The organism is Acinetobacter entericus (genome assembly GCF_026168575.1).
Classification (GTDB): Bacteria; Pseudomonadota; Gammaproteobacteria; order Pseudomonadales; family Moraxellaceae; genus Acinetobacter; species Acinetobacter bouvetii.
Genome location: NZ_JAPEQW010000026.1, coordinates 1 through 19,545, shown reverse-complemented (window position 1 = coordinate 19,545; position 19,545 = coordinate 1). Strand labels below are relative to the sequence as shown.

Sequence of the window (19,545 nt, the reverse complement as noted above, 5' to 3'; positions counted from 1 at the left end):
TTTTTATAAAATATTATGCATATTGCGCGTTTACATGTAGAACGTGTTCGTAATTTAAAAACGGTTGCACTCTCTGAGCTGCAGCCGTTTAATGTCTTTTACGGGCAAAACGGTTCAGGCAAAACTTCTATTCTTGAGGCAGTGCATTTACTGGCGACAGGGCGTTCTTTCCGGACACACATTCCGAAGCATTATATTCAAACTGATGCAGCGGATGCGATTGTATTTGCCCAGTCTGCAACTGACAAAATCGGCATGCAGAAAATGCAGTCTGGCGAACAGCTGATTAAAGTGAACGGCGATTTGGTCGCGACACAGGGGCAGCTGGCAAAAATCCTGCCCCTGCAGCTGATTGATCCTCAAAGCACAGATATTATCGACCATGGCGCAAAGCCGCGGAGGCAGATGCTGGATTGGATGATGTTCCACGTGGAACCGGAGTTCTATCATGCCTGGCAGTATTATTCACGCGCATTAAAGCAGCGCAACAGCCTGCTGAAAACCCGCCGCAATCTCAGCCTGTCGGATTTGGAACCGTGGAACAAAATGCTCAGTGATTATGGCGAGGTGCTGCATATGCAGCGCGCCGGCGCTGTTGAGCAATGGCAGGTTTTTTTTGAACAGGATTTAAAGCGGCTTTTGCCGGATTTGGCAATTGCTTTAGAATACAGCCCAGGATTTCACAGCGGCACAGGTTTGCTGAATGATCTTACCAATAGCCATTATAAGGACATCGAGCGGCGCTACACTGAATATGGCCCTCACCGTGCAGACCTGCGCTTAAAAACCCCTCTGGGCGACGCCGAAGCCGTGCTTTCCCGCGGTCAGAAAAAGCTCTTGATTATGGCCTTAAAACTGTCACAGATTGCAATGCTGCATGCGTGCAACAGGGAAACTGTGGTATTATTAGATGATCTGACAGCAGAATTAGATTTAACCGCACAACAACGTTTAATTGATCGCTTGAGCCAACTTGGCAGCCAGGTTTTTGTAACCACTTTAGACCGTGAATCTGTACAGAATCACTTGCGTGATTTGTCTATTTCCTATCAATTATTCAAAGTCGAAAACGGTCAAATTCAGGCTGTCGCACAATGATTTTAGATTTTACCCGTCTTGGGATAGACCTATTTTTCCACTAGGGAGAAACCATGAGTTCAGAAGATCAACAAGCTGCTTCTCAAACAGAACAAACCACTGAAAAAGCTTATGATTCCTCTAGCATCAAAGTATTGCGTGGTTTGGATGCAGTTCGTAAGCGTCCAGGCATGTATATTGGCGATACGGATGATGGTTCAGGCTTGCACCACATGGTGTTTGAGGTGGTGGATAATGCCATTGATGAAGCGCTTGCAGGCCACTGTGATGAAATTTTGGTGACTATTCACGAAGATGAGTCGGTCAGTGTTTCAGATAATGGCCGCGGTATTCCAACCGATATTCACCCGGAAGAAGGTGTGTCCGCAGCGGAAGTGATTCTGACTATTCTGCATGCCGGCGGCAAGTTTGACGACAACAGCTATAAAGTATCCGGCGGCTTGCATGGTGTGGGCGTGTCAGTTGTAAACGCGCTTTCAAGCAAACTGGAACTGACTATTCAGCGCGCCGGGCATATCCATCAGCAGGAATATAAGCACGGTGATCCTGTGTATCCGCTGAAAATTGTGGGCAATACTGATGAGACCGGGACGACTGTCCGTTTCTGGCCAAGTGCGGAAACTTTCAGCCAGACCATTTTTAACGTGGACATTTTGGCGCGCCGCTTGCGTGAGCTTTCATTCCTGAATGCCGGTGTACGCATTGTTTTGCGCGATGAGCGCATCAATGCAGAGCATGTCTTTGATTATGAAGGCGGTTTATCTGAGTTTGTAAAATATATCAATCAGGGCAAAACGCATCTGAATGAAATTTTCCATTTTACAACCCAGGCTGAAAGCGGAATCGGCGTTGAAGTGGCGCTGCAATGGAATGATACCTATCAGGAAAATGTCCGCTGCTTTACCAACAATATTCCGCAAAAAGATGGCGGCACGCATTTGGCCGGATTCCGCGCAGCGTTGACCCGCGGTTTAAACAATTACATGGAAAGCGAAAACTTGCTCAAAAAAGAGAAAGTGGCGGTTTCCGGTGATGACGCCCGTGAAGGCTTAACTGCGATTGTCTCGGTAAAAGTGCCTGATCCTAAATTCTCTTCGCAAACCAAAGAAAAACTGGTGTCCAGCGAAGTGAAGCCTGCGGTTGAACAGGCCATGAATAAAGCGTTCTCTGAGTATTTATTGGAAAATCCGGCCGCTGCCAAGTCTATCGCAGGCAAGATCATTGATGCAGCGCGTGCCCGTGATGCAGCGCGCAAGGCGCGTGAAATGACCCGCCGCAAAAGCGCCTTGGACATTGCAGGCTTGCCGGGCAAGCTGGCGGACTGCCAGGAAAAAGATCCTGCACTGTCTGAATTGTATCTGGTCGAAGGTGACTCCGCTGGCGGTTCTGCAAAACAGGGCCGTAACCGCAAAATGCAGGCTATTTTGCCGTTGAAAGGCAAAATCCTGAACGTGGAGCGTGCGCGCTTCGACAAGATGATTTCTTCACAGGAAGTCGGCACCTTAATTACTGCTTTGGGCTGCGGTATTGGCCGTGAAGAGTACAATCCGGACAAACTGCGTTATCACAAAATCATCATCATGACCGATGCTGATGTGGATGGTTCGCATATCCGTACCCTGCTGCTGACTTTCTTCTTCCGTCAAATGCCTGAGCTGGTGGAACGCGGCTATATCTATATTGCCCAGCCGCCGCTATACAAGCTGAAAAAGGGCAAGCAGGAACAGTACATCAAAGATAATGACGCATTGGAAACGTACCTGATTTCAAATGCGATTGATGAGCTGGAATTGCATATCAGTGCGGAAGCGCCGGCTATCCGCGGTGACGCTTTAGCGAAAGTCATTGCTGATTACCAGACGTCACAGAAGAGCCTGCACCGTTTAACGCTGCGCTATCCTGCCAGCCTATTGGATGCATTGCTTGCGGTTGACGGCTTTAAGCTGGATCAAATTGCAGATCAGGATTATGTGCAGCAATGGGGGGAGCAGGTTTGCGCATCTATTGCGAAAACGCAGCCGAGCTTGCGTCCAGAATTATCTTTGGAAATTTTGGATAAAGAAACTGCAGACGGTCATAAAATTCAGACTTATCTGCCCCGCATTACGATCTATGTTCATAATTTGCCGCACAATTACTTGCTGGATTCAGGCTTGCTGGGTTCGGGCGAATATGCGCGCCTGCTGAAAAATTCAAGAAGCTGGTTTACGCTGCTTGAAGACGGCGCTTACTTGCAAAAGGGTGAGCGTAAAATTCCGGTCAGCACCTTCCATCAAGTCTGGCAGCACATTTTGCAGGATTCACGCCGCGGCATGATGATTCAGCGTTATAAAGGTCTGGGTGAAATGAATGCGGAACAGCTCTGGGAAACCACTATGGATCCAGAAAACCGCAACATGCTGCAGGTAACAGTTCAGGATGCGATAGAAGCAGACCGCATGTTTGCCTGCTTAATGGGTGATGATGTAGAGCCGCGCCGCGCATTTATTGAAGAGAATGCATTAAATGCTGATATTGATGCCTAATTTGCTTACAGATTAGCCTTAAAAAATCGCCCTTCGGGGCGTTTTTTTTGTGCTATGGTAAATAAATTGATTGAATTATAATCAGTTCGACTGTTATTAAACTGACTTATACACGTGTCATGATGCTGAAAACGGCTATTTTTGATGCGGTAAAAGCGAGGTCATTATGATGGATAATCAATTGGAAAAAGTTCGTGATATCTGGGTCAATGCTTTTTTTACGGGAAATTATGAAGTATTGGCGCAGTATGAGGATGAGCATTTTAAGGCTATTTATGAGCAGGATGGCCGTGTGGAAAGCAATTATACCCGCTATGACCGCATTGCGCATGCGGTAAAAAATGGCGTATGGAAGCCTAAAAAGCCTGATGTGGAATATGAAGAATATGAGTTCAATCATGATCAGACTGAATGCTGTGTGCTGATTGGCTTAGAAGAAAATCAGCAGCAAATTAAAGAAATTTGGGTCTTTGACGGCACGTGGAAAATTCGAGAATTAAGGTTTTTGAAGGCCAAAAAAGTTGTGCTTCATTAACTTGTCCACAGGCTGGAAAAGCTGGAAGCCTGACCAAAAATGCATGCGATTTGGGTGGTTAAACCGCAGCAGCTGTGGATAAATTTTAAATTTAAACTACAAAATTGAGCGCAGTCATCGTATAATTTTATCCACAGCTGTAGATAAGTAAAAGAATGAATTTAAAAAATAAACGCCGTATCTGAATTTAAAAACAAGAATGCTATTTAAATTTATTTGCACTGATTCTCTTTGAATTTAAATTGCTGTGCGTCGCTTGGGTGGAGCCAATGTCTTGTTTTATTTAAGGCTGAGAAGATTTTTTTGGCCTTTGCTGAGTGAAGTACTGCTATTTTTCGGCTTTTGTAGGGCTGATGTATTGGTTTGGACGAGAATTCCATAAAAATTCACCAATTAAGAAAATCTTAACAATATGTATTTTGTATATTTAAGAAAAACTTAATAATTTAAATTTTTATTTTAAGTATCTGATTTTAAATATTAATTTCCTAAAAATCGTTTCTTTCGATTGCATGGAATTTTTTTCTGCATCATTTTGGCTGTGATTTGGCTATAAAAATCAGTTTTTATTGTGTTTCGTATGATTTTGCAGAAAAATGCGATGAAACTGTTTTGGATATTTATGTGTTCAATAAAAAAAACCCTGCAGAGCAGGGCTTTTAATCAGGTCCTTAAACATTCAGGCGAGCATATTAATCAAAAGAAGCTTCGAGCTCTTCCAGCTCCATCATCAGTTCAAGCATCTGTTCTTCAGACTGCGTTAATCGGCCTTTCAGTTCAGTCTGCTCATTCATCAGCTTCAGCAAATCATCTTTACGGCCGGCATCATAAAGGGCGCTGTCACCCAGCAGATTCTCAATTTCCGCCAAGCGGGGCTGCATTTTTTCAACCTGCTGTTCACATTTTTCAATGTTTTTTCGGATCGGCCGGCTGGCTTCACGGCGCCGCGCTGCTTCTTTGCGCTGCGCTTCTTTATCCAGCTTAGAAATAACAGGTTTAGCTTCGACTAATGATTTTACTGGTGCGGCCGGCTTTTGGCCATTTTTCATCATGTCGATACGCGCTTGACGCAGCCAGTCAGCATAGGCGACTAAGTCACCATCAAACTCGCGGCTTTGACCGCCATGCACCAAAATCAATTCATCACAGACGCTGGCAACCAATTGACGCTCATGTGATACCAAAACCACGGCGCCTTCAAAATCCTGCAGCGCCATCGTTAAAGCATGACGCATATCTAAGTCTAAATGGTTGGTTGGCTCATCCAGAATCAGCACGTTCGGACGCTGCCACACAATCAGCGCCAAGGCTAAGCGGGCGCGTTCGCCGCCGGAAAAGCTTTCACTTGGCGTGTCCATGCGTTCGCCGCTGAAGCCAAAGCTGCCTAAGAATGAGCGCAGGCTGGCTTCACTGATTTTTTTATCGGCAATCCGCGCCAATTGAAGCATGGGGCTTGCATTGCCGTCCAAGGCATCCATTTGGTGCTGGGCGAAATAGCCGATGTTCAGCAGTTCAGAATCTTTGCGCAGGCCTTGCAGCAGCGGCAAATCACCGACCAAGGATTTAATCAGCGTTGACTTGCCGGCGCCGTTCATGCCCAGTAAGCCAATACGGCTGGTGGGGGTGATTTGCAGATTCACATTGGTGACAATTAATTTATCGCCATAGCCAATGTCTGCATTTTCCAGTTCCAGCAAAGGTGAACTCATTTTAGTCGGTTCACGGAAGCTGAAGGTAAAGGGCGTATCAACATGAGCTGCGGAAAGCTCCTGCATGCGCTCCAATTGCTTAATCCGGCTTTGCGCCTGTTTCGCTTTGGTAGCTTGCGCTTTAAAACGGTCAATATATTTTTGCAAATGCGCGCGCGTTTCCAGCTGCTTCTCATAAGCTTGCTGCTGCTGCGCCAGACGTTCACTGCGGGTGCGCTCAAAGGTTGAATAGTTGCCCGTATACATAATCAATTCTTGATTTTCGATATGCAAAATATGATCAGTAATGGCGTCCAAAAAGTCCCGGTCATGTGAAATCAGCACCAAAGTGCCTTCATACGCTTTAAGCCAGTCTTCCAGCCATAAAATGGCATCTAAGTCTAAATGGTTGGTCGGTTCATCCAGCAGCAGCAGATCTGAACGGCTCATCAATGTTCGCGCCAGATTGAGGCGCATGCGCCAGCCGCCTGAGAAACTGGAAACATCTAATTGAGACTGGTGCTCAAAAAAGCCTAAACCCGCCATCAATTGTGAGGCTTTGGCTGGGGCAGAGTAGCCGTTGATTTCATCAAAACGGCCATAAAGATGCGCCAATGCATCATTGTCGAGCTGTTCCGGGTGTTCGAGCTGGTGCTGAATTTCCCAGTATTCTTCATCGCCGGACAGAACGAAATCAATGGCCTTCATATTTAAGGCTTTAATTTCTTGCGCCATGTGCGCCACAGTCCATACTGCAGGCCGGGTGAGTGAACCGCTGTCAGATTCGATACCGCCCAATAAAGCCGAGAACAGTGTGGACTTGCCAGCACCATTTACACCGGTTAAGCCAATTTTCCATCCTGGATGCAACTGCATGGACGCTTTTTGAAATAAAACACGCCCACCGCGACGTATAGAAAGCTGATCTAACTGAATCATGAAACTGTCAAAGCACACACAAAAGATGCGCCTATTCTAAAGGAAGCTGGCCTAAAAATGGAAAATGCGCCTGTTTTATTTTTGCGCGGCAGAAAGCAGCGGGTAAAACTTGAGTGTGATTGATTTCGCATTTGTCGGAAAGTTCTGTTTCGCTCTATGCGCTATTGGAAAATCTGCCTATATTCAAAGACTAAAATAAGTAAACTGCACAAGGTTAGGAAAAATGAAAAAAGGAATTTTAATTTTATCCGCACTGGGGATGTGGGCCTGCTCCATGCAAATTCAAGCTAAAGTGAATATTTGTGTCTTTGATTTGCTGGGGAAGGCAGGTGAGTCTTATAAAATGATGGAAGAGTGGGCGCTGCTGAGCAAAACATGGGGGACTGAAGTCAATTTATTGCCTTATCAGGATGAAGCCAAAGTTGAAAAAGATTTTAAAGAGGGAGTATGCGGCGGATTTTACATGACCTCTATGCGCGCCAGAGCCTATAACAAATTTGCGGGTTCAATTGATGCATTAGGCGGTGTGCCAAGCAATGAAATTGCGCAAAAAGCCATTGCCTATGTGCTGGATAGCCGCAACAACAAACGTCTTGTGACTAAAATGGGCAATGATGCTTATGAAGTTGCAGGCATTGGCCAGATCGGTTCGGCCTATATTTTTGTTAAAGACCGCAGTTTGAATACTATTGAAAAAGCCAAAGGAAAGAAATTTGCCATTTTGCATTATGACCGCGCGCAGAAGCAGATGGTGGAACGGATTGGCGCTATACCGGTGATGTCTGACATTTCAAATTTTATCCGAAAATTTAATCAAAATGACGTAGATATTGTCGCTGCGCCGGCTTATGCATTCAAGCCATTGGAAATATACAAAGGCCTTGGCAGCAAAGGCGGCATGATCGATTTTCCTGTCGTGAATGTCACCGCTGATTTGGTGCTGCGTCAAAGTGAATTTCCTGAAGGCTATGCAGTCAAGTCCCGCGCTTGGTTTGTGAAGCAGCTTCCTAAAAGTTTTGCGATGGTGAAACGCATGGAAGCTGAGATTCCATCCAAATATAGAATACAGCTGACGAAAGAGGAGAAAGCAGCGTATCAAAAACTGCTGCGTGACGGCCGCATAGATTTAACAGCTCAGGGAACTTATGACGCTGTGATGATGACGGTGCTGAAAAAAGCGCGCTGTACCGTAGAAAGAACCAATTTTGAATGCTCCCTCAGCGGCGAATAAGCAGCATTATTTTATAAGTTTGTAAAAATAAGAGAATTAAGCGCGATTATTGATCTAAATTGAATCTAGTATAAGTGATTAATAAATAATTAAAATTTAATAAATATCTTAAATTTAATGCGGCTGAATTGGCAGAATAGACTGAAATGACATAAATAAATGGAGCAAATGCTCTATTTTTTTAAAAATAACTTGCTTAATATTTGCAGTGTGTACGGACACCCTTGAAACAAAAAGATTCTAAAAGGATAAATACAATGAAAAAAACACTACTCTCATTGGCGGCATTTTCTGCAATTGGACTTGCAGGAACTGCACAAGCAGCAAAAGTCGATGTCTGCGTATTTGATTTGCTGGGGAAATCCGGTGAATCTTTTCAGATGGCTCAGGAATGGGCATTGGCGGCAAAAGGCTGGGGTGCTGAAGTAAATTTGATTCCGCGCCAGGACGAAGCTGTTGCGGATAATGATTTTAAAGCTGGAAAATGTGACGGTGTATTTATGACGGCCATGCGCGCGCGTCAATACAATAAATTTGCCGGCTCTATTGATGCATTAGGCGGTGCGCCAAGCAATGAAATTGCCAAGCGCGCGATTACCTTTGCATTGGACAAGCGCAATGAAAGCAAAATGGTCAGCAATTTAGGCGGTAAAAAATACGAAGTTGCCGGCATTGCACCTTTAGGTTCAGCTTTCATTTTTGTCCGGGATAAAAAAATCGACTCAATTGAAAAAGCGGCCGGTAAAAAATTTGCTGTGCTCGGCTATGACGAAGCGCAAAAAATCATGGTGCAGCGTGTGGGCGCGCAGGCGGTGATTTCAGATGTTTCCAACTTTGTGGCGAAGTTCAATAATGGGCAGGTCGATATGGTTGGCGCGCCAGCATATGCTTATAAGCCGTTGGAAATTTACAAAGGTTTAGGCAGCAATGGCGCAATGTTCAATTTCCCTGTACTGCAGGTGACTGCTGACTTTATTGTGCGTCCGGACCAGTTTCCAGCAGGCTTTGGCCAAAAGTCACGGGACTGGTTTGTGAAAAACCTGCCGAAGAGTTTTGCTATGATCAGCCGTTTAGAAGCAGGCATTCCAGCAAAATATAAGCTGAATCTGACAGCGGAAGACAAAACCAAATATCAAAAACTGCTGCGTGAAGGCCGCATGGATATGACCAAGCGCGGTATTTATGATCCGGGCATGATGTCAGTGCTGAAAAAAGCGCGCTGTTCTGTCGATAAGGCAAATTTTGAATGTTCACTTGGCGGTGAATAGTTTGATTTTTAACAAAAAAAGCCTAGATGATTCTAGGCTTTTTTTACATGATGATTTGTCAGTTTCGCCATTGAGCAGAATGGTGAAGCGCGCAATGATATCAATGCAGAAGGTTCTTCAGCTTATGATGCGGAACAGTAAAAGCGCAGAATGCCGATAAGCAAAACAATGGGCATAAAAATAAACCCAAATATAAAAGCAAGAATAGCAGCACTCAAAAGGAAAGAAAAACATGGCGAAGCAATGGATGAAAGCATGTGCATTAACTGCAGGATTAATGGCCGCCGCTGGCGCTGTTCAGGCGAAACAAGTGGTATGCGTATTTGACTTGGTGGGTAAGAGCGGTGATGTATATGCGCTGATGAAAGACTATCAGCTGGCCGCAAAAACTTGGGGCGCTGATATAGAGCTGCGTGTGGGGCAGAATGAAGCAGTGATTGCTGAAGATTTTAAAGCAGGCAAATGTGACGGCATCAGTGTAACAGGTATGCGCGGCCGTCAATTTAACTCGTTTACAGGCTCATTGGATGCAATTGGCGCAATTCCGGATCTGAAGCTTGCTGTAAAAGTGATGCAAGGGCTTGCAAATCCTGCATTTTCAAAAAGCATGGTGCATGGCAAATACGAAGTTGCTGGGGTAATTCCTGTGGGGGATGCCTATTTGCTGGTGAATGACCGCAGCATTAATACGGTTGCGAAAGCCGCAGGTAAAAAAATTGCAGTGCTGGACTATGATGAGGCGCAAAAAATTATGGTACAGCAGGTCGGCGCGCAAGCGGTCAGCGCGGACGTGACAAACTTTGGCGCTAAATTCAATAATGGCCAGGTTGATATTATCGGCGCGCCTGCCGCTGTGTTCAAACCCTTGGAATTGCACAAGGGCCTGGGCGCTAAAGGCGCTATCGTTAATTATCCAATCCTGCAGGTGACAGGCAATATTATTATCCGTCCAGATAAATTTCCTGAAGGTTATGGCCAAAAATCACGAGACTGGGTGAAAGGCCAGCTGCCGCGCGCCTTTTCTATTTTAGGCAAAATGAAATCAGATATTCCAAGCAAATACTGGATGGATGTGCCAGTGGCGGACCGTCCAGGTTATCAAAAAATGATGCGTGAAGCGCGGATTGATTTAACTAAGCGCGGCGTGTATGAAAAACGCATGATGAAGCTGCTGTGGCAATTCCGCTGCAAGCAGGACCCGAAAAACTTCGAATGCGCCTTACAGGATGAGAATTATAAACAATCCTGATAGAATTGCTCTGAATTGACTTTTAATCTGCAAGACTGCCCATATATCGAGTATGCTATACTTGAAATATAGTCTTTTTTTTAAAGATCTGAACCGAACAGAGGAATTGACCATGAATGCCCAAGCACTTGTGCTGACTGAAAATGCAGCCAATAAAGTACGTCAACTGCGTGACAGTGAAGGTAATCAGGAGTTGATGCTGCGTGTTTATGTAACAGGCGGCGGCTGTTCGGGGTTCTCTTATGGCTTCAACTTTGCAGAAAGCCAAAATGAAGATGATGCGGAATACAGCAATGGCGATGTGAAAATGCTGGTGGATTCACTGAGTTACCAATACTTAGTGGGTTCAACAGTCGATTATATCGAAGGCTTGGAAGGTTCTCGTTTTATAGTTCAAAACCCGAATGCTTCAACCACATGCGGCTGCGGTTCATCTTTCTCTATCTAAGACTGAACAACGGTTCATAAAAAAAGCCCTTTTCCGAGGGCTTTTTTTATGCTGTCAGCATTTTAAAATGGCATTGCCTGAAAAGAATTAGGCTTCCGGATCCAGTTTAATCGCTTCCAGCAGGTCAAAAATAATGGTGGTGACATCTTGGCTTAAATCACGGTTATTGAAAATTTCATAAGCGGTAATGGTCACATCTGTATCGCTGGGCAGCAGTTTCTGTTCTTCTTCGATTAAATCATTAATCGGCAGCAGGGTTTGCTTCACTTCCAAATGCAGCACATCTTTAAATTCTAGATTTTCATCTTCCAGCTCAATCAGCTGCTCATTAAAGAACGGGAGCAAAATTGAATGGAGATAGGGTTGAATCTCAATAATATCAAAGATTTCGATATCACGGGTTTGCTCAATCGTGCTGATGTGGTCATTCACTTCAATTAAGATATGGTAGTAACTCACATTGCTCTCCACTCAAATGTATTTAGATTTGGTTTGACTGTTTACAATAGCATGAATTCAGTTTTTTGTAGTTTAAATCCGTGATAAAGACATAGAAAAATTAAGGATTTTTACATCTGTAGAGCATTACCGGCGCGCGTACAGCAAGCTTTGGTCGGCAGGCTTCAGCTTAAAATGCTGCAGATCCTGTTCACCTAGAACAGGGTACATTAAGGCTTCTGGATCGGCATGATGGCCTAAGCCCAGCGCATGGCCTAATTCATGCGCCAGGGTAAGGCGTAAATCGTCTTCGGTATCAAACTGATAAATTTGGATTTGGTCGCCCATAAAGACACCTTTATGAAATTCACGCGGCGGAAACCGGTTTTTGGCCTGCATGACATTCCAGTTGTAGCGTTCAATGCTGCTGTTGTGCTGGCCCACTTGCTGATTATATTGCACATTCATTTGATTATAGTAGGCAATATTGCGCTGCAGCTGCTGAGCTTTTTCTTTCAGGGCTTGATATTGCGCTTCAATACGCTGGCGGTTTTCTCCCTGCTCATTTTCAATTCGGCTCCAGCTTATGCGCTGCTGATTCAGATAATCAGCTTCAGCCCGCAGCTGGATCTGCTCTTGACGCAGGCTTTGCTGCATTTGCTCTAAACTGCTTTTAGAGACATCTAAATTGCCGGATATGCGCTGATTGCTGCTGTGTTCCTGATCCAGTTCCTGCTGGGTCTTTTTAAAGGCATTGTAGTTTTCCTGCCGTGCATCATAAATCAGCTTAATTTTCAGTTTGGCCTTGTCATCATATACAAACAGCTGTTTTTGTGTCCCGTCATGCCAAATTTGAATGGCTTCTTTGCTGAGCTGAATCGCTTGTTCTTTACTCATGCCAAAACGGGGGTCAACTTCTGCAATTTGATAGCGCAGGCGGGTATCCAGCGGATGCATGATGCGGTCAGACCATGCGTTATAGCGCAGCTGAAAATTATTTCTCGTTTGAAAGTGAAAAAAAAGTAGAGTCAGTATGATGAAAGCAATAATAACAATGCGCATAAGTCATTATAAATTTTAGTATTTCATGTAATTTAACTGAAAATTAGCAGTTTTAAAATCATTATGGGCATAAAAAAACCGCGCTTTCGCGCGGTTTTTTTTAACTCTTTTGAATCAGATCAAAGAGACAAATTATTTTTTGTCATCTTTCACTTCAGTGAACTCAGCATCTACAACGCCATCATCCGCTTTTTGCTGTTGACCTTCACCGCCTTGGAATGCGTTTGGATCAAAGCCTTCAGCGCCGCCTTGACCTTGCGCCGCTTCATAAGCGCGCTGCGTGATCGGCATAATGATATTTTGAAGCGCTTCAGTTTTCGCTTTAATCGCATCTACATCATTTTCTTTTGCAGTTGCTTCCAACTCAGAAACTGCTGTGTCGATCGCTGTTTTTTCGTCAGCAGTTACTTGCTCGCCAAGATCTTTCACTGCTTTTTGAGCAGAAGATACAAGGGCATCAGCTTCGTTACGCGCTTTTGCAAGCTCTTCAAATTTACGGTCTTCTTCAGCATTCGCTTCAGCATCTTTGATCATCGCTTCAATTTCAGCATCGCTCAAACCAGAGTTTGCTTTAATTTGAATTGATTGTTCTTTACCAGTGCTCTTGTCTTTAGCCGATACTTTCAAGATACCATCAGCGTTGATGTCGAATGATACTTCAATTTGCGGCACACCGCGTGGAGCAGGCGGGATATCGCCCAATTGGAAGTTACCCAGCAATTTGTTTTGCTGCGCCATTTTACGTTCGCCTTGGAACACAGAAATGTCTACAGCAGGCTGGTTGTCAGCAGCAGTTGAGAACACTTGAGATTTCTTCGCAGGAATCGTGGTGTTTTTCTCGATGATTGCTGTTAACACGCCGCCCATAGTTTCAATACCAAGAGTAAGCGGAGTTACGTCAAGAAGAAGTACGTCAGTTTTGTCGCCTGAAAGTACCGCGCCTTGAATTGCTGCACCAATTGCAACTGCTTCGTCAGGGTTCACGTCTTTACGTGGCTCTTTACCGAAGAATTCTTGAACTTGCTGCTGAACCATTGGCATACGTGATTGACCGCCAACCAAAATTACGTCAGAGATGTCAGAAGTCGAAAGACCCGCATCTTTAAGCGCAATACGGCAAGGCTCAATGGTACGGGCAACCAAATCAGCAACAAGACCTTCTAATTTCGCACGAGTTACGTTGATCACTAAGTGTTTAGGACCAGTCGCATCAGCTGTGATGTATGGAAGGTTGATTTCAGTTGCATTAGAAGAAGAAAGCTCGATTTTCGCTTTTTCAGCAGCTTCTTTTAAACGTTGAAGTGCAAGCGGATCTTGTTTCAAGTTTACGCTTTGTTCTTTCTTGAATTCTTCAACCAAGAATTCGATCAACGCGTTATCAAAGTCTTCACCGCCAAGGAAAGTATCACCGTTTGTAGATAACACTTCGATTTGCTGGTCGCCATCAAGGTCAGCGATTTCGATGATTGATACGTCAAAAGTACCGCCACCAAGGTCATAAACCGCGATTTTACGGTCGCCTTCTTTTTTGTCCATACCGAACGCAAGTGCAGCAGCAGTTGGTTCGTTAATGATACGTTTAACTTCTAAACCTGCAATTTTACCTGCATCTTTAGTTGCTTGACGCTGAGCATCGTTGAAGTAAGCAGGAACAGTAATCACTGCCTCAGTTACTGTTTCGCCTAGGTAATCTTCAGCTGTTTTTTTCATCTTTTTCAAGATTTCAGCAGAAATCTGCTGCGGCGCAAGCTGTTTGTCGTTGACTTCAACCCATGCATCGCCGTTGCCAGCTTGAATGATTTTGTAAGGAACCAGGCCAATATCTTTTTGCACCGCTTGGTCTTGGTACTTACGGCCGATCAAACGCTTGATTGCGAATAATGTGTTTTTCGGGTTAGTCACTGCTTGACGCTTAGCAGACTGGCCTACCAGAATTTCACCATCTTTATATGCAATAATAGATGGGGTTGTGCGAGCGCCTTCAGCATTCTCGATGACTTTAACTTTGTCGCCTTCAAGTACGGCTACGCAAGAGTTTGTTGTACCTAAGTCAATACCAATGATTTTAGCCATTAGATGATTTCCTCCAAAATTTTTTTTGCAATGTTTTTGCTTGTTATCCGATATGAGAGCCGTTCAAATTTTTTCAAGTTCTTTTGATAAAAATTTTTCACAAACTCTCGAATTTAAAGGCTCATCCGCCAACCATGACCATGGCAGGGCGAAGCAGCCGGCTATTTAAGGTATAGCCTTTTTGCAATACGGTGCCAATTTGGCCGGCTTTTGCATTTGGATCAATCCCGACTGCCTGATGCAGGTCAGCATTGAAGCCATTCGCGGTATCGGCTTCCGCCACACCAAATTTTTCCAGTGTGGTCAGTAATGATTTCAGGGTCAGCTTGACGCCTTCAACAACAGCCGATTCTTCTTCACCGGCTGCGGCAATCGCGCGTTCCAGGTTGTCGACTGAATCCAGCAATTCTTTAGCAAATTTTTCAAGTACCGTTTCTTTATGTTTTTCTGCTTCACGCTGAATACGCTCTACGCTTTTTTGCGCTTCATAAACTGCGTTAGCAGTACGCGCTTTTTCAAGTTTTAAGCTTTCTTCCAAGTTGGTGATTGTTGCCTGTAAATCTTCAACTGAAACTTCAGCCTGAGTTTTCGCTTCAGGTTCTGCAGCCTGCTCTAGATCTTGAACGTCTTGGTTGTGCTCAGTCGCCATTGATTTACTCCGTTTAAATGGGTTCTTAAACATGTACAGTCCTGTTGGTGCCAGTTCTAACTGCGTTAATTCTGAACTGCCATGATTTGCTAAATTTCATGATTAGTAAAGAAGTCGGGGCTGGCTGTAAAAATTCAAGCGAACAGACTCATTAATTAATACTTTTTATGATAAAAGTGGGTTAAATCATAGGAAAGACTGTGAATCTTCACTTATTTTTATAAAAAATAAATGATTGTTTTAGTAAGCAATAGGTTTCTAATTGTTAAAAGAGGTTCTACTGATAATTTTCAGCTGTTTCCCTTCCAGAGAGTCAGGAGCATAATATCGCCCATGGAGAGCGGCCATATCTTTGAGGAGAGTGAGATGGTGACTGCCGTCAAATTTGCAGGATCTTTCTGGATCATTGCCGCTGCGGATCATTTTTTAAGTGTGATCAATATTTGTGCATAAAAGCGCTTAATAGCAGTGTGATAAAATATTTCACAAAAATGATCAAATCTTTATGATTGCAGCTAGATTCTATTGCTGTAGCTTCTTCTTGTTTTTTGAAATGTGTTTTTTCATGACTTATTCATCTTCTGAATCAGCCTTTTTTTGCTGAGCCGATATGCGTTTAACAGGCAGGCCATACTTGTAAACTTAAAATGCGGCAGTTTGTCAGCTGCACATCAAATGCAAGCGCGCAATGCCTGAAACGGCTCAAGTGACTTTCAGTGACAGAGCAGCCTGCAGCGCAGCAGGAATTTTTTTGAGTTTTCAGCATGCCTTTTGAGGGGGTATTTAATGAAACAGTCAACATGTAAACAGATACTATTGTTAGGCTTTAAACAGTTATTATGCATGCGCAGGCATTCTCTTTCACTCATGGATGGCGGGCTTAGACTGTGATATTCAGAAGATGCGAGTGGGGCTGTAAGGAACAAGATGTTCTGTCAGGTTGGGTTTTATGCATTATCCATACCCAAATGCTTAAATCAAAAAAGCCTACCCATCAGGGCTCTTTTGATTTTCAAGCTGTTTAAAGAGAGCAAAGGGCTGGATTAGTCATTCTGCTGGCGCTGTGAATCATTCCATCGTTTGTTTTGCTGCTGGCGCTGGTGATCCCATTGCTTGCGCTGTTCCAGATGCTGCTGAGCTTGATCGCGTTTTTTACGGTCATATTCATTCCGTTTATCGCGGTCATGCTGCGCGTTTTGACGCTGCTGCTCTAAGCGCTGGCGTTCAGCTGCATTTTTTTTACGCTCCCAGTCCTGCTGGTTTTTACGGTTTTGTTCCCAGTTGCGGCGTTCAATTTCCTGTCTGCGCCGCTCCTGTTCAAGGCGGCTGCGCTGCTGGTATTCCCAGCGCTGGCGGTCCCGTTCACGGTCATAACGGTAATCGTAGCCGCGGTCATAGCCGTATCCATAATTGCGGCCATGATCATAACGGCCATCATGGTAGCCATCATCTGGAAAAGCGACGCAGCCAACAGCCATAAATGCTGTCGCCAAAGACAGCAGAATAATTTTTTTAGCCATGGTCTGGATCCTATGTCAAATGGAGCAGCAAAAAACTCCAAAAATTGAATGAAAATTGTCAATGACATGCTCTTGAAAGAAGCTTAGCTTAGGATGCGATAGGCTGTGTATTTGCTTGTTTAGACTTGTATAAGAAAATGGTCACACAAAGGCTGATCATGTAGAAATTATGAAGAATGGATAAAAGGATGTCCGCAATGACTGCGTTTAATCAGAAAATGCAAGGTTTTTTGGAAAAGGGCCAAGGCGCGGCAGGCCGCGCATTGGATAAGCTGCCGGGTTTTGTACAGGAGCGCTTAGCGAAAGGCTTGGGCTATCCTTATGTATTTCCAGAACTGGATCCTTTGATTAAATGCATGATGGCGGCTCAGCTTAAACAGGGGAAAACGGGTTTCATCGGCGCAGATGTGCAGCGTTCGCGCAAGGCATTTGATTTGCAGATGCAGTCGATTAAAGTTAAGCCGACACCAGTCAAGCAAGTCGAAGACCTGCGTTTGCCTTTGCAAAGCGGTACCGTATTTGCCCGGCATTACCATTCTGCGCCGAATAAGAAGCTGCCGATGATTGTGTTCTATCATGGCGGCGGTTTTGTGGTGGGCAATATAGATACGCATGATGAAGTGTGCAGGCTGCTGGCTGTGCATGCCAAAGCGCAAGTGCTCAGTATTGACTATCCGCTGGCGCCTGAAGCTGGCCCAAAACAGGTGATTCAGTGCTGTGAAGATGCGCTGGCATGGGTGTATCAAAACAGCCGGCAATTGAAAATTTTAAAAGGCCGCATCGCCTTGGCCGGTGATAGCGCAGGCGGCAATATTGCAGCGGTGGTTGCGCAGCGCACAGCGCAGAAAGCCTATGCGCCGCAAGCGCAGCTGCTGCTGTACCCTGTGGTGGATTTTAAAAGCCGCCATCCTTCCTTCTTTGCGTATAAGGATGGTTTAGTGCTGACAGCGGCGGATATAGATTGCGTCACAGATTATTATGCAGAACAGCACCAAGTAGCGCTGGATGATCCGCTGATTTCGCCCACATACGGCAAATTTGAAAAATTAGCGCCAGCTTACATCATTACAGCGGGTCATGATGTACTGCATGATGAGGCAGAGATTTATTCGCATAAACTGCGTCAGCATGGCATTAAGGTGCATTATCAGGAATATGCCGATCAGACGCATGGCTTTATCAATTTAACGCCTGTTTCTTTCCGTGCTAAAAAATACGTGATTGAGATCAGTAAAAATTTCCGCAAATTTTGGGATAAAAAAGGCAGTTAAGCATCGGAAAGGTGTTTCACGTGAAACACCTTTCTTTTTTCTGCTGTATTTGCGCTTCCGGAAAAATCAACTCAAATTCTGAAACATAAAAACTCTGCAAATAACGCGCTTGAGAAAAATCAGGAAACATATCCTGCGTTTCTGTCCATTGTGCTGAATGAAGTTTAGCTAAATGTCCGTGAAATTGGGGCGAAAACTGATAACGCTTTCCTTGCCATGCCTGGCGAATTCTTAAAGCGGCTTTTGGAAGGCGGTCACTGCGAATTGAAAAGCTATATGGCTTTTTTGATTTTTTTAAGTGCAATTGCATGCTTTGCTGCGCAAATTGAATTGTACAGCAGGTTTCCTGCCCTTGTTCCTCCCATTTAAATTCCGCCAGTTCTTTAGGAATCCCCCAAAACTGCTGGCCATGCTTTACTGAGGCTTCAGTCGATACGAAAATTTTGGGAATAGAATTGAGGCGCAATTTGGAGATCAATGGATGATCCAGAATGAGCAGCTCATCATAAGGCCCAATGGGTGAGCTGTGATAGCGCACCAGCAAAACTTGAACCATGCGGCCAAGAGGTGATGCAGCCTGAAGGAAATGCCTGCACCTCTGTATGAAGGAAGGCTTTAGCCAGTAGTTTAAAATAAATCCCTCTCCTTGGAGGCGCCAGGGAGGGGGGTGGGTCAGCGTCCGGCTGTCCCGTAAATTCTGCTTCATTATTTTTCTCATTTATATAGGCCAAAGCTACTGCTTTATTCTGTATGAGAGGCTAAAATATCGCCAGCAATAAATACAACTTTAAAGAGATGAGTCAACGCATGTTAAAACAAGCACTTTTTGCCACGGTTGCTGCTATAAGCCTTAATGCATGGGCCGATAACAGTATTGTAGAAATGAAGACCAATCAGGGCACTATTGAAATAGAGCTTTATAATGACAAAGCGCCAATTTCTGCAAAAAACTTTGAAGACTATATTAAGGCGGATTTTTATCGGGGCACGATTTTCCATCGTGTGATTCCTGGTTTTATGATTCAGGGCGGCGGTATGGATGCGCAAATGGCAGAAAAGCAAACACGCGCGCCCATTAAGAATGAATCTTACAACGGTTTGAAGAACTTACGGGGCACTTTGGCAATGGCCCGCACCAATGACCCAAATTCTGCAAGCAGTCAATTTTTCATTAATACAGTAGACAATGACTTTTTGAATAAAAGTGCAATGAATGCGGGATATGCGGTCTTCGGTAAAGTGATTAAAGGCATGGATGTGGTCGATAAAATTGAAAAAGTGCCCACTGTTAATCGCGGCGTGCATCAAAATGTACCGCAAAGCCTTGTGCTGATTCAAAGTGTGAAGATAAAAGCACCAGCAGCACAAAAAAATGAAAAATAAAATAAATAATAAAATATTTATATTTCTGATTTAAAATCATTGTCTTAGTGTTTTAATTGCTTTTTTATGCGCTATTTTGGCGCATAAAAAAGAAACACACAGTAAAACAAGCTGTTAAAAGCGCTTGCAATGATTCAGAAATGCTCTAGAATGCACCCCATACCGACG

General features: G+C 44.3%; 16 protein-coding genes. 9 read left to right on the top strand and 7 right to left on the bottom strand.

All coding sequences use genetic code 11. From position 1 onward, the window contains the following. The first annotated feature begins 15 nt into the window (after positions 1 to 15). From recF to OKC24_RS15950, 3 genes are all read left to right on the top strand, one after another. Positions 16 to 1,098 carry a DNA replication/repair protein RecF gene (recF, locus tag OKC24_RS15960; protein WP_130148414.1) on the top strand — a complete coding sequence of 361 codons (1,083 nt, stop codon included), beginning with the start codon at positions 16 to 18 and terminating at the stop codon, positions 1,096 to 1,098. A gap of 53 nt (positions 1,099 to 1,151) precedes the next feature. Beyond that, positions 1,152 to 3,623: a DNA topoisomerase (ATP-hydrolyzing) subunit B gene (gyrB, locus tag OKC24_RS15955; protein ID WP_131277781.1), complete on the top strand. Its 2,472-nt coding sequence runs from the start codon at positions 1,152 to 1,154 to the stop codon at positions 3,621 to 3,623. Positions 3,624 to 3,789: 166 nt separating this feature from the next. After that, positions 3,790 to 4,158, top strand: coding sequence for a hypothetical protein (locus OKC24_RS15950; protein ID WP_018572694.1), 369 nt, complete (start codon positions 3,790 to 3,792; stop codon positions 4,156 to 4,158). 692 nt (positions 4,159 to 4,850) lie between these two features. On the opposite strand, the gene OKC24_RS15945 is transcribed toward OKC24_RS15950, so the two are convergent. Beyond that, positions 4,851 to 6,785, bottom strand: a complete 1,935-nt coding sequence (locus OKC24_RS15945) for an ATP-binding cassette domain-containing protein (protein WP_131277783.1) — start codon at positions 6,783 to 6,785, stop codon at positions 4,851 to 4,853. A 223-nt stretch (positions 6,786 to 7,008) separates the two neighbouring features. Here OKC24_RS15945 and OKC24_RS15940 point away from each other — a divergent pair, with 223 nt between their 5' ends. From OKC24_RS15940 to erpA, 4 genes are all read left to right on the top strand, one after another. Then, entirely contained in the window at positions 7,009 to 8,016 is a 1,008-nt protein-coding gene (locus OKC24_RS15940) for a putative solute-binding protein (protein ID WP_131277785.1), read from the top strand. A gap of 257 nt (positions 8,017 to 8,273) precedes the next feature. Next, complete coding sequence (locus OKC24_RS15935; RefSeq protein WP_005006466.1) at positions 8,274 to 9,284, top strand: putative solute-binding protein; 1,011 nt, start codon at positions 8,274 to 8,276, stop codon at positions 9,282 to 9,284. A gap of 247 nt (positions 9,285 to 9,531) precedes the next feature. Further along, positions 9,532 to 10,533: a putative solute-binding protein gene (locus OKC24_RS15930; RefSeq protein WP_165381209.1), complete on the top strand. Its 1,002-nt coding sequence runs from the start codon at positions 9,532 to 9,534 to the stop codon at positions 10,531 to 10,533. 112 nt (positions 10,534 to 10,645) lie between these two features. Then, positions 10,646 to 10,981, top strand: a complete 336-nt coding sequence (gene erpA, locus OKC24_RS15925) for an iron-sulfur cluster insertion protein ErpA (protein WP_130148426.1) — start codon at positions 10,646 to 10,648, stop codon at positions 10,979 to 10,981. An 87-nt stretch (positions 10,982 to 11,068) separates the two neighbouring features. Here erpA and OKC24_RS15920 read toward each other — a convergent pair whose 3' ends face one another. From OKC24_RS15920 to OKC24_RS15900, 5 genes are all read right to left on the bottom strand, one after another. Then, on the bottom strand, positions 11,069 to 11,452 hold the full coding sequence (locus OKC24_RS15920) for a hypothetical protein (protein WP_171457765.1): 384 nt from the start codon (positions 11,450 to 11,452) through the stop codon (positions 11,069 to 11,071). Positions 11,453 to 11,566: 114 nt separating this feature from the next. Further along, positions 11,567 to 12,481, bottom strand: a complete 915-nt coding sequence (locus OKC24_RS15915) for a matrixin family metalloprotease (protein WP_130148430.1) — start codon at positions 12,479 to 12,481, stop codon at positions 11,567 to 11,569. 132 nt (positions 12,482 to 12,613) lie between these two features. Then, positions 12,614 to 14,554 (bottom strand): molecular chaperone DnaK, encoded by a 1,941-nt coding sequence (gene dnaK / locus OKC24_RS15910; RefSeq protein WP_130148432.1) that lies wholly within the window; start codon positions 14,552 to 14,554, stop codon positions 12,614 to 12,616. Positions 14,555 to 14,675: 121 nt separating this feature from the next. Continuing rightward, positions 14,676 to 15,203 carry a nucleotide exchange factor GrpE gene (grpE, locus tag OKC24_RS15905; RefSeq protein ID WP_130148434.1) on the bottom strand — a complete coding sequence of 176 codons (528 nt, stop codon included), beginning with the start codon at positions 15,201 to 15,203 and terminating at the stop codon, positions 14,676 to 14,678. A 1,043-nt stretch (positions 15,204 to 16,246) separates the two neighbouring features. Next, on the bottom strand, positions 16,247 to 16,723 hold the full coding sequence (locus OKC24_RS15900; RefSeq protein ID WP_130148436.1) for a cell envelope integrity protein TolA: 477 nt from the start codon (positions 16,721 to 16,723) through the stop codon (positions 16,247 to 16,249). A 197-nt stretch (positions 16,724 to 16,920) separates the two neighbouring features. Between OKC24_RS15900 and OKC24_RS15895 the strand changes: the two genes are divergently transcribed. Next, the gene (locus OKC24_RS15895) at positions 16,921 to 17,994 is read left to right on the top strand and encodes an alpha/beta hydrolase (RefSeq protein WP_265465998.1); all 1,074 of its coding nucleotides are present in this window, start codon (positions 16,921 to 16,923) and stop codon (positions 17,992 to 17,994) included. A gap of 16 nt (positions 17,995 to 18,010) precedes the next feature. Here the strand turns inward: OKC24_RS15895 and OKC24_RS15890 are convergent, their stop codons facing one another. Beyond that, on the bottom strand, positions 18,011 to 18,700 hold the full coding sequence (locus OKC24_RS15890; RefSeq protein ID WP_130148438.1) for an acetoacetate decarboxylase family protein: 690 nt from the start codon (positions 18,698 to 18,700) through the stop codon (positions 18,011 to 18,013). A gap of 101 nt (positions 18,701 to 18,801) precedes the next feature. On the opposite strand from OKC24_RS15890, the gene OKC24_RS15885 reads away from it, so the two are divergent. Then, the gene (locus tag OKC24_RS15885) at positions 18,802 to 19,377 is read left to right on the top strand and encodes a peptidylprolyl isomerase (RefSeq protein WP_130148440.1); all 576 of its coding nucleotides are present in this window, start codon (positions 18,802 to 18,804) and stop codon (positions 19,375 to 19,377) included. The last annotated feature ends 168 nt before the right edge of the window (positions 19,378 to 19,545 follow it).